At 54.9% G+C, this 13,035-nt stretch carries 11 protein-coding genes; 7 read left to right on the top strand and 4 right to left on the bottom strand.

What is annotated here, in order from left to right; genetic code table 11:
- Positions 1–2: 2 nt before the first annotated feature.
- Complete coding sequence (locus tag BM427_RS00230) at positions 3–1,604, top strand: gamma-glutamyltransferase family protein (RefSeq protein WP_090118275.1); 1,602 nt, start codon at positions 3–5, stop codon at positions 1,602–1,604.
- Positions 1,605–1,771: 167 nt separating this feature from the next.
- Here BM427_RS00230 and BM427_RS00235 read toward each other — a convergent pair whose 3' ends face one another.
- Positions 1,772–2,542: an amidohydrolase gene (locus BM427_RS00235; RefSeq protein WP_090118276.1), complete on the bottom strand. Its 771-nt coding sequence runs from the start codon at positions 2,540–2,542 to the stop codon at positions 1,772–1,774.
- A gap of 123 nt (positions 2,543–2,665) precedes the next feature.
- Complete coding sequence (gene fadE, locus BM427_RS00240) at positions 2,666–5,113, bottom strand: acyl-CoA dehydrogenase FadE (protein ID WP_090118277.1); 2,448 nt, start codon at positions 5,111–5,113, stop codon at positions 2,666–2,668.
- 236 nt (positions 5,114–5,349) lie between these two features.
- On the opposite strand from fadE, the gene lpcA reads away from it, so the two are divergent.
- Both lpcA and BM427_RS00255 read left to right on the top strand, forming a co-directional pair.
- A complete protein-coding gene (gene lpcA, locus BM427_RS00245; RefSeq protein ID WP_007373312.1) occupies positions 5,350–5,931 on the top strand; it encodes a D-sedoheptulose 7-phosphate isomerase in 582 nt (193 codons plus the stop codon).
- Between the two features lie 150 nt (positions 5,932–6,081).
- Positions 6,082–6,849: a class II glutamine amidotransferase gene (locus BM427_RS00255; RefSeq protein ID WP_090118279.1), complete on the top strand. Its 768-nt coding sequence runs from the start codon at positions 6,082–6,084 to the stop codon at positions 6,847–6,849.
- Here the strand turns inward: BM427_RS00255 and dpaA are convergent.
- Entirely contained in the window at positions 6,820–7,557 is a 738-nt protein-coding gene (dpaA, locus tag BM427_RS00260; RefSeq protein ID WP_090118280.1) for a peptidoglycan meso-diaminopimelic acid protein amidase, read from the bottom strand. The genes BM427_RS00255 and dpaA overlap by 30 nt on opposite strands.
- A 351-nt stretch (positions 7,558–7,908) precedes the next feature.
- Between dpaA and dinB the strand changes: the two genes are divergently transcribed.
- Positions 7,909–8,964 (top strand): DNA polymerase IV, encoded by a 1,056-nt coding sequence (gene dinB / locus BM427_RS00265; protein ID WP_090118281.1) that lies wholly within the window; start codon positions 7,909–7,911, stop codon positions 8,962–8,964.
- Between the two features lie 35 nt (positions 8,965–8,999).
- Here the strand turns inward: dinB and pepD are convergent, their stop codons facing one another.
- Positions 9,000–10,457, bottom strand: a complete 1,458-nt coding sequence (gene pepD, locus BM427_RS00270; protein ID WP_090118282.1) for a cytosol nonspecific dipeptidase — start codon at positions 10,455–10,457, stop codon at positions 9,000–9,002.
- 259 nt (positions 10,458–10,716) lie between these two features.
- Between pepD and gpt the strand changes: the two genes are divergently transcribed.
- The 3 genes from gpt (at position 10,717) to crl (ending at position 12,983) form a co-directional block, all read left to right on the top strand.
- Positions 10,717–11,175 (top strand): xanthine phosphoribosyltransferase, encoded by a 459-nt coding sequence (gene gpt, locus BM427_RS00275; protein ID WP_090118283.1) that lies wholly within the window; start codon positions 10,717–10,719, stop codon positions 11,173–11,175.
- 107 nt (positions 11,176–11,282) lie between these two features.
- Positions 11,283–12,527, top strand: coding sequence for an esterase FrsA (frsA, locus tag BM427_RS00280; RefSeq protein ID WP_090118284.1), 1,245 nt, complete (start codon positions 11,283–11,285; stop codon positions 12,525–12,527).
- Between the two features lie 57 nt (positions 12,528–12,584).
- Complete coding sequence (gene crl, locus BM427_RS00285) at positions 12,585–12,983, top strand: sigma factor-binding protein Crl (protein WP_090118285.1); 399 nt, start codon at positions 12,585–12,587, stop codon at positions 12,981–12,983.
- Positions 12,984–13,035: the final 52 nt, after the last annotated feature.

Genomic DNA, 13,035 nt, shown 5'->3' on the forward strand with positions numbered 1-13,035 from the left:
CGATGACGAAAGCGATTGATTTTAAAGTGGGTTATGCCTCATATCGCGCACCGATGATGGGACACAACGCGGTAGCCACATCCCAGCCGCTGGCGGCACAGGCCGGCATGCGCATGCTGGCGCTCGGGGGGAATGCGGTGGATGCGGCGATTGCCACCGCGATGGCGCTGACGGTGGTGGAGCCGACCGGCTGTGGCATTGGTAGCGACGCTTTTGCCATTGTCTGGGACGGTAAAGAATTGCACGGTCTGAATGCTTCTGGCCGCTCCCCGGCGAGCTGGCATGCGGATATGTTTGCTGGTCTGGATGCGGTACCGGAGCTTGGCTGGAATGCCGTTACCGTACCCGGCGCGGTTTCCGGCTGGGTGGCGCTGGCCGAACGTTTTGGTTCACTGCCGTTGACTACGCTGGCGCAACCGGCGATTGAGTATGCCCGTAACGGTTTTCCGGTTTCCCCGCTAATTGGTGAACTCTGGCAGCGCGGCTATACCAGGTTAAAAGATCAACCGGGCTTTAGCGCCTGTTTTGCGCCAGAAGGGCGCGCGCCGAAGATCGGCGAAATCTTCCGTAACCCGGCGCAAGCGAAGACGCTGGAGTTGATTGCGCAAACCAACGGTGAAGCGTTTTATCGCGGTGAACTGGCGCAGAAAATTGCCGCTTTCGCGAAAGAGCATGGGGCGCACCTGAACGAAGCGGATCTGGCAAACCATAAAGCCGACTGGGTGACACTGCTCTCCAGGACGTTTGCCGGTGGTTCAGTGCAGGAGTTGCCGCCGAACGGGCAGGGGATTGCGACGCTGATTGCGCTCGGCATTCTTGAGCACTGCGATATTGGTCGCTATGACCCGGATTCGGTACAGTCGCTGCATCTGTCGATTGAAGCGATGAAACTGGCGCTGGCCGATCTCGATCGTTATGTCGCTGATGAAGATCACCTGGAATTCGCTGCCGACCTGTTGCTCAGCGACGACTATTTAAAAGCCCGTGCGGCGCTGATCGACCCGGATAAGGCCGCCGATTTTGTTTACGGTTCGCCGACGCAAAGCGGTACGGTTTACCTCTCCACAGCGGATGCCAGCGGCATGATGGTATCGTTTATTCAGTCCAACTATATGGGGTTTGGGTCCGGCGTCGTGGTGCCCGAAACGGGTATCAGTCTGCAAAACCGCGGCTGTGGTTTTGTGCTCGATCCGCAACACCCGAATGCGCTGGCGGGCGGAAAACGTCCGTTACACACCATTATCCCAGGCTTTGCGATGGGGGCAGACGGCAAACCGCTGATGTCTTTCGGCGTGATGGGCGGGCCGATGCAGGCACAAGGCCATATGCAGATGGCGTTGCGCATTATGTTGCACGGACAGAACCCGCAGGCGGCGATCGATGCACCTCGCTGGCGCGTGGTAAAAGGCAGGGATGTGGTGGTGGAAGCAACGTTTGAACGCAATCTGATTGCCGGGCTGCGCGCGCTAGGGCACCGGATTACGGTGGAAGATCCGCTGGAGGGGTATCATTTTGGTGGTGCGCAGGTGATCTATCGCATGCCGGAAGGGCACTACGTTGCGGCGACTGAAAGCCGCAAAGATGGGCAAGCGTTAGTGAGTTAAAAGGGATCATGCCGGATGGCGGCGACGCTTTATCCGGCCTGTATCGCTTTCAGACACACGTTGTTTTTGCTTCCCTCAAAATCGTAGGCGCGCTAAGCGTAGCGCCACAGGCGGGATCTGCACGGCAAATAAAAAGGCCGGAGAGTATCCGGCCTTCAGACTCTGCGTTAATCCAGCGTAAACGGATCGGCATCCTGCCACGCCGGGAACTGCGCACGGTATTCCTGCAACACGCTGAGCGACATTTCGGCGTCGATGCGCGTTGCCAGGTGCGGCTCGGCGGTGGCGATAATCTCGCCCTGCGGGCTGATCACCCGGCTGTCGCCACGGTAGTGATGACCATTACCGTCTGTGCCGACGCGGTTGCAACCCGCCACCCACACCTGGTTTTCAATCGCGCGTGCTACCAGCAACGACTGCCAGTGCAGCGAGCGCGGCGCAGGCCAGTTAGCAACATAGAGCAACAGATCGTAATCGTTGCGGTTGCGCGACCACACCGGGAAACGCAGGTCGTAGCAAACCAGCGGCAGAATGCGCCAGCCGCGCCACTCAAATACCACGCGTTCATTTCCTGCTTCGTAGTGATGGTGCTCCTCGGCCATGCGGAACAGATGGCGCTTATCGTAAAAATGCACTTTGCCTTCCGGCTCAACCAGCAGAAAACGGTTTACCGGCCCGCGATCCGTTTGTAGCGCGGCGCTGCCCGCAATCAGCGCATTGGCCTGGCGGGCTTTACTTTGCATCCATGCCACCACATCTTCTTGCGACATGGACTGTTTCGCGGCTTCCATCGCAAAGCCGGTGGTGAACATTTCGGGCAGGACGATGATATCCCGGCCGGTAACGCCTTCCAGTTGGATGTCGAAATGGCGCAGATTCGCGGGCCCATCCATCCAGACTAACGGTTGTTGTAACAGTGTAATTTTCAAACCAGGCACAGTGTTGGCTCCCCGTAAGACAGCATTTGCACACTGTAGCATGCTAAGCCATAAAAAAACCCGCAGTTGCGGGTTTTGGTAAGGGAAGAATGCTTTCAGGCTATTACCCAGACTATTACCGCATCAGGCCGCTTCCGGTTTGCGCAGCTTTTCCGGTGCGTTGACCACCGGCTGAGTTGCCAGTGCCTCTGGTGCAAAGTCATCAACGTTAATGCTGCGCAGACGGCTGACTTCCGCTTTGCTCAATAGTGCCGCTTCTTCTGCTGTGATTAACCCGCTTGCCAGCGCTTGCTGGGCAAGATCATTCAGGCGGGTAAACGGCAGATTTTTACCCAGCGCTTTACAGATGCGTTGGTGAACAGGATCGGCTGCCATCACATCGACCAGCGCCTCTTCCAGCAGGCCCACCGGGTTGTGCTCGCTCGGCGCCAGATACTGGCCGCGCCCAATGCGGGAGCGGGTGGCGCTCGGCGTTTGCAGGATCTTCGCCACTGCGTGGTCCAGTTTGTCAGACGGCGCGCGGTAATGGCGGCCGGTCGGGAAAATCACCAGGCTTAATGTGCCCGCAACGAAGCGGTTCGGGAAGTTCTCCAGCAGATCGCTCATCGCTTGCTCCGCCTGATACAACGCATCCTGCAGGCCCCAGTGTACCAGGGACAGATCCGCTTCCTGGCGGCCTTCATCCTCATAACGTTTAAGCGTGGCAGAGGCGAGGAACAACTGGCTGAGAATATCGCCCAGACGGGCGGAGATACGCTCGCGGCGTTTCAGGCTGCCACCCAGCACGGCCATTGAGACATCAGACAGCAGCGCAAGGTTGGCGCTCAGGCGGTTCAGATGCTGGTAGTAACGTTTCGTCGCATCGCGGGTCGGCGTGGCGCTGGTTAAACCGCGCGTCAGGCCAAGCCACAGGCTACGCATTTTATTGCTGCCGACATGGCCGATATGTTTAAACAGCAGTTTATCGAAAGCGTCCACATCATTGTTCTGCGCGGCGGCCATCTCTTCCAGCACATACGGATGGCAGCGGATCGCACCCTGGCCGAAAATCATCATGCTGCGGGTCAGGATGTTCGCACCTTCCACGGTAATGGCAATCGGCGCGCCCTGGTAGGCACGAGCCAGGAAATTGCCTTCGCCGAGCATAATGCCTTTACCGCCAGCAATATCCATCGCATCAATGATGGATTGTTGGCCCCGGTGGGTGCAGTGGTATTTGACGATAGCGGAGAGCACCGCCGGTTTTTCGCCGAGCATAATGCCGTAGGTGATGAGCGAGGCTGCAGCATCCATCACGTAAGCGTTACCGCCGATGCGTGCCAGCGGCTCTTCAATACCTTCCATTTTGCCGATTGGCACTTTGAACTGGCGGCGAATATGGGCGTAAGCGCCAATCCCCATTGCGACAGATTTCAGGCCGCCGGTGGAGTTAGACGGTAGAGTAATACCGCGACCGACTGACAAACATTCCACCAGCATACGCCAGCCCTGACCGGCCATTTTTGGCCCGCCAATAATGTAATCAATCGGCACAAACACATCGTCGCCGCGGGTTGGCCCGTTCTGAAATGGAACGTTCAGCGGGAAGTGACGACGGCCAATTTCCACGCCCGGCGTTGATGTCGGGATCAGCGCACAGGTGATGCCCAGCTCTTCTTCGCCGCCGAGCAGTTTTTCCGGATCCGACAGTTTAAAGGCCAGGCCGAGTACGGTGGCAATCGGTGCCAGTGTGATATAGCGTTTATTCCAGCTCAGACGCATGCCGAGCACTTGCTCGCCCTGCCATTCGCCCATGCAGACCACACCGGTATCGGGGATAGCGCCGGCATCGGAACCGGCTTCCGGGCTGGTCAGCGCAAAGCAGGGAATCTCCAGACCCCGTGCCAGGCGCGGCAGATAATGATTTTTTTGCTCTTCCGTACCGTAGTGTTGCAGCAGTTCGCCAGGACCTAAAGAGTTCGGCACGCCGACAGTGATGGCGAGAATACCTGAGACGCCGGAGAGTTTTTGCAACACGCGGGACTGCGCATAAGCAGAAAATTCCAGCCCGCCGTACTCTTTTTTGATGATCATCGCGAAGAAGCGGTGCTCTTTTAAGAACGCCCACAACGCCGGCGGCAGATCGGCCATTTCATGGGTGATCTGGAAATCGTTCGCCATGCGACAGGCTTCTTCCACCGGACCGTCGATAAAGGCTTGTTCTTCAGCAGTCATACGCGGCTGCGGATAGTTGTGCAGCTTTTTCCAGTCCGGGTTACCGCGAAACAGATCGCCTTCCCACCAGGTCGTGCCTGCGTCGATCGCTTCTTTTTCGGTACGCGACATCGGCGGCATTACTTTGCGAAACCCGCGAAATACTGGAGCGGAAATTAGCGCTTTACGCATCGGCGGCAGGTTGAACGGCACCAGAATGATCGCCAGCGGCAGCAGCACCCAGATGGACCACAGCCCCATAACACCCAGCGCGGCAGTCCAGGCCAGTAAAATCACGCTGCCCAGGAGCAGATTGACCCGGTGATAAAACAGCACACCGAGGAGAACGACCGTTGCGATAAGGCTCAAAATCATCATAGAAAAAAGCTCCCTGTCTTGTAGGAGGTCTGACCACTTGTGATGTTATGGTTGTAGTGGATGAGATTTCTTTTAGCAATGTGTTTACAAAATAATTACAACCTGGTTCACATTGTTGGGGGGATTTTGCGCACGGAAAACGAAAACGCGAAGGTGCTGTGGCTTTAGCTTCTCGCTCCGGATCCTATCCGGTACACTGCGCAATGTTATTTACATCTATGCTGAAGGATATCCTCATGTACCAGGATCTGATTCGTAACGAACTGAACGAAGCGGCGGAAACGCTGGCGAATTTCTTGAAAGATGAAGCCAATATTCACGCGATTCAGCGCGCGGCGGTGCTGTTGGCGGACAGTTTCAAAGCGGGTGGTAAAGTGTTGTCATGCGGTAACGGCGGTTCTCACTGCGATGCCATGCATTTTGCGGAAGAGTTAACCGGTCGCTACCGTGAAAACCGTCCTGGCTATCCGGCGATTGCTATCTCCGACGTCAGCCATCTATCCTGCGTAAGCAACGACTTCGGTTACGACTACGTCTTCTCCCGTTATGTGGAAGCCGTGGGTCGTGAAGGCGACGTGCTGCTGGGTATTTCCACTTCTGGTAACTCTGGCAACGTGATCAAAGCGGTGGCGGCAGCACGTGAGAAGGGGATGAAAGTCATCACCCTGACCGGTAAAGATGGCGGCAAGATGGCAGGGACAGCGGATGTTGAAATTCGTGTGCCGCATTTCGGTTATGCTGATCGTATTCAGGAGATCCATATCAAAGTGATTCATATCCTGATTCAGTTGATCGAAAAAGAGATGGTTAAGGCGTAGGGAAGGCTATTTTATCTGCCATTTTGAACCTGGGCGGTGCTCAAAATCCTCACGTACTCTGTGTACGTTCCGGTTTTTCTGCGCTGTCCTTGTTCACACTGGCTGCAACAATTACGCCTTCCCAGAATTAAGGCGTTGTTGGGGGTTAATATGTGCGAACTGCTCGGTATGAGCGCTAATGTGCCGACCGATATCTGTTTTAGTTTTACCGGGCTTGTTCAGCGCGGTGGTGGAACCGGGCCGCATAAAGACGGCTGGGGCATCACTTTTTATGAGGGCAAGGGCTGTCGCACGTTCAAAGATCCGCAACCGAGTTTTAACTCCCCGATCGCGAAGCTGGTGCAGGACTACCCGATCAAGTCCCGCTCGGTAGTGGCGCATATCCGCCAGGCTAACCGTGGCGAAGTGGCGCTGGAAAATACCCATCCGTTCACCCGTGAGCTGTGGGGGCGCAACTGGACTTACGCACACAACGGTCAGTTGAGTGGCTATAAGTCGCTTGAGACCGGCAATTTTCGCCCGGTTGGCGAAACCGACAGTGAAAAAGCGTTCTGCTGGTTGCTGCATAAGCTTACGGAACGTTATCCGCGTACCCCGGCCAATATGACGGCGGTGTTTAAGTACATTGCCTCGCTGGCAACGCAACTGCGCGAGAAGGGCGTTTTCAATATGTTGTTATCGGACGGGCGCTACGTGATGGCGTTCTGCTCGACGAATTTGTTCTCGATCACCCGGCGGGCACCGTTTGGCGTAGCGAAACTACTGGATCAGGACGTTGAAATTGATTTTCAGCGGGAAACCACACCGAACGATGTGGTTACCGTGATTGCCACCCAGCCGTTAACCGGCAACGAAACCTGGCAAAAGATTATGCCAGGTGAGTGGGCATTATTTTGTCTGGGGGAGCGCGTAGTTTGACGCCAGCTGTGGCTGAACAGCGGTGTTCAGTGGCTTGCTGACGACATAGCGACCATCCACAACCGAGACAACCGGCGGCTGGTGGGTGGTGGCAAAATAGTCGTAACCTGGCTTCAGTTGTTTCCAGAAATCCGCATAGGTCGAGTATTTGTGACGCTGCATATTGGCGTCAGTCATGCGGAACGGATAGATGCTCAGCTGCACATTCGGCTGCCCAAAGACCAGCGCGGCAGTCACAAACTGGAAGATCTCATCAATGTTCGAATCCGTCATGGCATAGCAGCCAATCGAGACGCAGGCACCGTGGATCATCAGGTATTTGCCTTCATAGCCGTGGGCGCGGTCATAGGAATTCGGAAAACCAATGTTGATCGCTTTGTAGAAGCGGCTGTCCGGCTTCAACTGATTACGCTGAATGGAGTAAAACCCTTCCGGGCTTTTAAAATCGCCCTGGCGCTGTTTCGGGCCCAGACCGCCGGAGTAATTGCAGATTTTATAGCTGTTGAGCAGTTGGTATTGCTCACCCATTTTGACGTAGAGATCAAGGGTGCGCTCTTCTTTGAAGATTTGGATATAAACCGGCGACCCCATTAATTGCTGCTTATATTCTTTGCTTACCGGCGTAATCGAACTGTTGCTGCCCATTAAGCCAGCAAACGAGACGCACGGGATCAGAAGCATCGCAATAAATAATGCGATTTTGCGCATACAACTTGTTTCCTTGATAAAGCGAATACCACATTGCCAGGACGGCAAAAGATGCCCAAAATTCAGACTAATCTGTTTCGGAGCGCCCACATTAGCATTACGGCATTTTTTCGCAAGCCAGAATAGCGTTCATCTTTCACGCTTCCTCTTTTTTGGCGATATTTTCACCATGGCGCAAATGATGTTCTGTTTTGCGTTTCAAACACCTGGCCGTTTAGCTGGTGCTTATTATGAAACTAAAACGGCAGAAGTAACTATCAAATTACCCTCTTTTCGGCAGTTTTACGCACTGGCTTCTCAATTCACTACAGTGTGCTGTATACTTATCCAGTGTTCTGTGAGGGCGTACACATGCGCAAAATCATACATGTCGATATGGATTGCTTTTTCGCGGCGGTTGAGATGCGCGATAATCCCGCCCTGCGCGACATCCCCCTGGCTATTGGCGGCAGCCGCGTTAAGCGTGGCGTTATCAGCACTGCCAATTATCCGGCGCGTAAATTTGGTGTGCGCAGCGCAATGCCCACGGCAATGGCGCTGAAACTTTGTCCTCACCTCACTCTGCTGCCCGGCCGTTTTGATGCTTATAAAGAGGCGTCAAATCAGATCCGCGAGATCTTTTCCCGCTACACGACGTTGATTGAACCGCTTTCGCTGGATGAAGCCTATCTGGATGTCACCGACAGCCCGCACTGCCACGGTTCAGCGACGCTAATGGCGCAGGAGATCCGCCAGACTATTTTTAATGAAACGCAATTGACGGCTTCGGCGGGTGTCGCGCCGGTGAAGTTTCTCGCCAAAATTGCCTCCGATCTCAACAAACCCAACGGCCAGTATGTGATCACGCCAGCGGACGTTCCGCAGTTTCTCCGCACGCTGCCGTTAAGCAAGATCCCGGGCGTCGGAAAAGTGTCGGCGGCAAAACTGGAGACGCTGGGGCTGCGCACCTGCGACGACGTGCAGCGCAGCGATCTGGCAATGTTGCTTAAACGCTTTGGTAAATTTGGCCGTATTTTGTGGGAGCGCAGCCAGGGCATTGATGAACGGGAGATCAGTAGCGAGCGGTTACGTAAATCCGTCGGTGTGGAGCGCACGCTGGCAGACGATATTCACCACTGGGAAGAGTGCGAAGCGATCATTGAGCATTTATACCCGGAGCTGGAGCGACGGCTGGCAAAAGTGAAGCCGGATTTGCTGATTGCCCGCCAGGGCGTAAAGCTGAAGTTTAATGATTTTCAGCTCACGACTCAGGAACATGTCTGGCCGCGCTTAAATAAAGAGGATCTGCTGGCAACGGCGCGGAAAACGTGGAATGAGCGTCGCGGCGGGCGCGGTGTGCGGCTGGTAGGGCTGCATGTGACGTTGCTGGATCCGCAACTGGAAAGGCAACTGGTACTGGGGTTATAAATGAATGTCCGCGCCGGGTGGCGCGGACAGCGGGCTTATTTCGCCGGAATAGCTTTCAGCAGCTCGGTCAGCAGCGTCCAGTAATGGCCCACGCTTTCGATATGCACTTGCTCATCCGGAGAGTGCGGGCCAGTAATGGTCGGCCCAATGGAGACCATGTCCATGTTCGGGTACGGTTTTTTGAACAGACCGCACTCCAGACCCGCGTGGATCACCTGAATGTTCGGCGTTTTGTTGAACAAACGCTGATAAGTCTCACGCACCAGCGCCATTACCGGCGAATGCGCATCAGGCTGCCAGCCCGGGTAGCCGCCTTTCGGCGCAGTTTTCGCGCCAGCCAACGCGCCCAGCGATTCCAGCATGCTCACCACGTAATCTTTACCGCTATCAACCAGCGAACGGATAAGGCAGATGATTTCCGCGCTGTCATCCTGCAGGGTAACTACGCCGACGTTCAGCGAGGTTTCAACCACGCCTTTTGCCACGTCTGAGTTACGAATGACGCCGTTTGGCGTGGCATTCAGCAGGCGAACAAATGTGTCGCGGGAAGTCGTGGTCAACGCGGCTTTGTCGCTGCTTGCGCTTTCCAGCAGCACCACCAGGTTCTTCTCTTTCATCTCCAGCTCGTTTTTCAGGATTGCCTGGTACGTGCTGGCCAGTGTTTTGAGCTGTGCGACGTTAGCAGCCGGAACAGCAACGATGGCAATTGCTTCGCGCGGGATGGCGTTGCGCAGGGTGCCACCGGTGAAATCAAGCAGACGCAGATCCAGTTCCGCCGCGTGTCCGGCAAGGAAGCGCGCCAGCAGTTTGTTGGCATTGCCCAGACCGACATGAATTTCTGCTCCAGAGTGGCCACCTTTCAGGCCTTTCAGCGTCAATTTGAAGGTTTCATAACCGGCCGGTACGGCTTCGCGGGTCAGCGGCAGGGTGGTGATAAAATCTATCCCGCCCGCGCAGCCCATGTAAATTTCACCCTCTTCTTCAGAGTCGGTGTTAATCAGAATATCGGCCTGCAACCAGTTGGCCTGCAAACCAAACGCGCCGTCCATACCCGCTTCTTCGGTCATGGTCAGTAGCACTTCCAGCGGGCCGTGTTGCACGGTGGAATCGGCCAGTACGGCCAGCGCAGAGGCCATACCAATGCCGTTATCCGCGCCGAGTGTGGTGCCGCGCGCTTTAACCCATTCGCCATCAATATACGGACGAATCGGATCGGTGGTGAAGTCGTGAACGGTATCGTTATTTTTCTGCGGCACCATGTCCAGATGCGCCTGCAATACCACCGGTTTGCGATTTTCCATGCCAGCGGTGGCCGGTTTGCGGATCAGAATGTTGCCCACCTGGTCGCGCTCTGCGTGGAGACCTTTTTCCTTCGCCCAGCCCATAATATGTTCGGCGAGTTGTTCTTCATGGTAGGACGGGTGAGGAATAGAACAGATTTTGGCAAAAATATCCCACAGCGGTTGTGGCGATAGTTGAGACAGTTCAGACACAATGAGTCTCCTTACAAAGAGCCTGCGAAACTTACCTTGCAGGTCACAGGGTTAAATAAAAGGGCATCGCAAGAGCGGCTTGCGAGATGGCCTTGAGAATAACACTTTCTTGCCAGACTGCGAGCCTGTAAACATGGAAATAGCGCCGCTAATGCCGGGTTCTACTGGTTTTTAGTGCCGCAGATCTCTATAATCTCGCGCAACCGATTTTCCCCTGGAACACTTTTTAAGCCGTAAAACACGGGCTGGGACACTTCACATGAGCGAAAAATACGTCGTCACCTGGGACATGTTGCAGATTCACGCACGCAAACTGGCCGCCCGACTGATGCCTTCAGAACAATGGAAAGGCATTATCGCCGTAAGCCGCGGCGGTCTGGTACCGGGCGCATTACTGGCGCGTGAGTTGGGCATTCGTCATGTTGATACCGTTTGCATCTCCAGCTACGACCACGATAACCAGCGCGAATTGAAAGTGCTGAAACGTGCAGAAGGCGATGGGGAAGGTTTTATCGTGATTGACGATCTGGTCGATACCGGCGGTACTGCGGTAGCGATCCGTGAAATGTATCCAAAAGCGCACTTCGTCACCATCTTCGCTAAACCGGCAGGTCGACCGCTGGTTGACGATTATGTTGTTGATATTCCGCAGGATACCTGGATTGAACAGCCGTGGGATATGGGCGTCGTTTTCATTCCGCCTATCAGCGGTCGCTAATTCCCCCGCACATTCTGCTAACGCCCGGTTCTACCGGGCGTTGTTCATTTTATAGCGCCTCAGGTTACAATAACCTCCAGTGATAGATACATGGAGGCTTGCGCGCGATGTCACAAACCAATCTTAGCGAAACCCTGTTCAAACCCCGTTTCAAGCATCCTGAAACGTCAACGCTGGTTCGTCGGTTTAACGCTGGCACGCAGCAGCAAATCTTATCAACGCTGGATGGTAAAAACGTCCCACACTGGTATCGCATGCTCAACCGCTTAATATGGATTTGGCGCGGCATTGATGCCCGCGAGATCCTTGAAGTACAGTCGCGCATTGTAATAAGCCAGGCCGAGCATACCGATCCAGAACTGTACGACACGGTAGTGGGTTACCGCAGCGGTAACTGGATCTACGAATGGTCCACGCAGGCGATGCTCTGGCAGCAAAAGGCGATGCAGGAGCAGGAAGCGGCGCAGAGCGGTCGTCACTGGCTGCGGGCCTCCTGCTTGTACAGCGTGGCAGCTTATCCGCACATCAAAGGCGATGTACTGGCCGAACAGGCACAGGCGCTGGCGAATCGCGCCTATGAAGAGGCGGCACAGCGCCTGCCTGGGGCGCTCAAGGAGATCGCGTTCAGTATTCCGGGGGGCGCACCGGTAACCGGCTTTTTGCATATGCCGCCTGGCGACGGCCCTTTCCCGACAGTCTTAATGTGCGGCGGGCTGGATGGCCTGCAAATCGATTACTACACCCTGTATGAGCGTTACTTTGCTCCGCAGGGGATGGCGATGCTGACGCTGGATATGCCTTCTGTCGGCTTTTCGTCGAAATGGAAATTAACCCAGGATTCTAGCCTGTTGCATCAGCATGTTTTGAAAGCGCTGCCGAATATTCCGTGGGTCGATCATACGCGGGTCGCGGCGTTTGGCTTCCGTTTTGGCGCAAACGTGGCGGTACGCCTGGCGTATCTGGAAGCGCCGCGCCTGAAAGCGGTGGCGTGTCTGGGGCCGATAGTGCATGCGTTGCTTAACCAGCCGTTACGCCAGGGGCAGGTGCCGGAAATGTATCTTGATGTCCTGGCCAGCCGTCTGGGTATGCATGACGCTTCCGATGAAGCGCTGCGCGTTGAGTTGAACCGCTACTCCCTGAAAACGCAGGGGCTGCTCGGACGGCGTTGCCCAACGCCGATGCTTTCCGGTTTCTGGCAAAACGATCCGTTCAGCCCGGAAGAGGAGTCGCATTTAATCAGTACGTCATCGAGTGAAGGCAAACTGTTTGAGATCCCCTTCAATCCGGTCTATCGCAATTTTGATAAGGCGCTGGAGCAAATAACAGGATGGATCAATCATCATTTCCGTTAATAGATTGATAAATTCTATTGATTTGGTAAAACAGTTGCTTCACAAAAGGAGATCGCAATGACGTTACCGAGTGGACATCCGAAAAGCAGACTGGTTAAAAAATTTACTGCGCTTGGGCCTTATATCCGCGAAGAGCAGTGCGAAGATAACCGCTTTTTCTTTGATTGCCTGGCTGTTTGCGTCAACGTAAAACCAGCGCCGGAGAAACGCGAGTTTTGGGGATGGTGGATGGAAATGGAAGCGCAGGAAACACGTTTTACCTATCGTTATCAGTTTGGCCTGTTTGATAAAGAAGGGCACTGGAAGCCGACGACCATTAAAGACCAGGAAGTGGTCGATCGCCTCGAACAGACGCTACGTGATTTCCACGAACGGGCGTATAAGATGCTGGCGTCCTTAGAGCTGAAGCTGGAACCTGCCGATAATTTCAAAGCGTCGTTGAAACTCCCCGCGTAAATCTCTCTGAATAAAAAAGGCCCGACCGCCTTTCACGTATCGGGTTTCTGGC

The sequence above is a fragment of the Kosakonia arachidis genome, from assembly GCF_900116535.1.
GTDB classification, from domain to species: Bacteria; Pseudomonadota; Gammaproteobacteria; order Enterobacterales; family Enterobacteriaceae; genus Kosakonia; species Kosakonia arachidis.

Excerpts from the sequence above, each read along its gene's own strand:
- BM427_RS00230 (WP_090118275.1), top strand. The coding sequence starts at position 3 with ATGACGAAAGCGATTGATTTTAAAGTGGGTTATGCCTCATATCGCGCA.
- frsA (WP_090118284.1), top strand. The coding sequence starts at position 11,283 with ATGTCACAAACCAATCTTAGCGAAACCCTGTTCAAACCCCGTTTCAAG.
- crl (WP_090118285.1), top strand. The coding sequence starts at position 12,585 with ATGACGTTACCGAGTGGACATCCGAAAAGCAGACTGGTTAAAAAATTT.
- BM427_RS00255 (WP_090118279.1), top strand. The coding sequence starts at position 6,082 with ATGTGCGAACTGCTCGGTATGAGCGCTAATGTGCCGACCGATATCTGT.
- dinB (WP_090118281.1), top strand. The coding sequence starts at position 7,909 with ATGCGCAAAATCATACATGTCGATATGGATTGCTTTTTCGCGGCGGTT.
- dpaA (WP_090118280.1), bottom strand. The coding sequence starts at position 7,557 with ATGCGCAAAATCGCATTATTTATTGCGATGCTTCTGATCCCGTGCGTC.
- lpcA (WP_007373312.1), top strand. The coding sequence starts at position 5,350 with ATGTACCAGGATCTGATTCGTAACGAACTGAACGAAGCGGCGGAAACG.
- gpt (WP_090118283.1), top strand. The coding sequence starts at position 10,717 with ATGAGCGAAAAATACGTCGTCACCTGGGACATGTTGCAGATTCACGCA.
- fadE (WP_090118277.1), bottom strand. The coding sequence starts at position 5,113 with ATGATGATTTTGAGCCTTATCGCAACGGTCGTTCTCCTCGGTGTGCTG.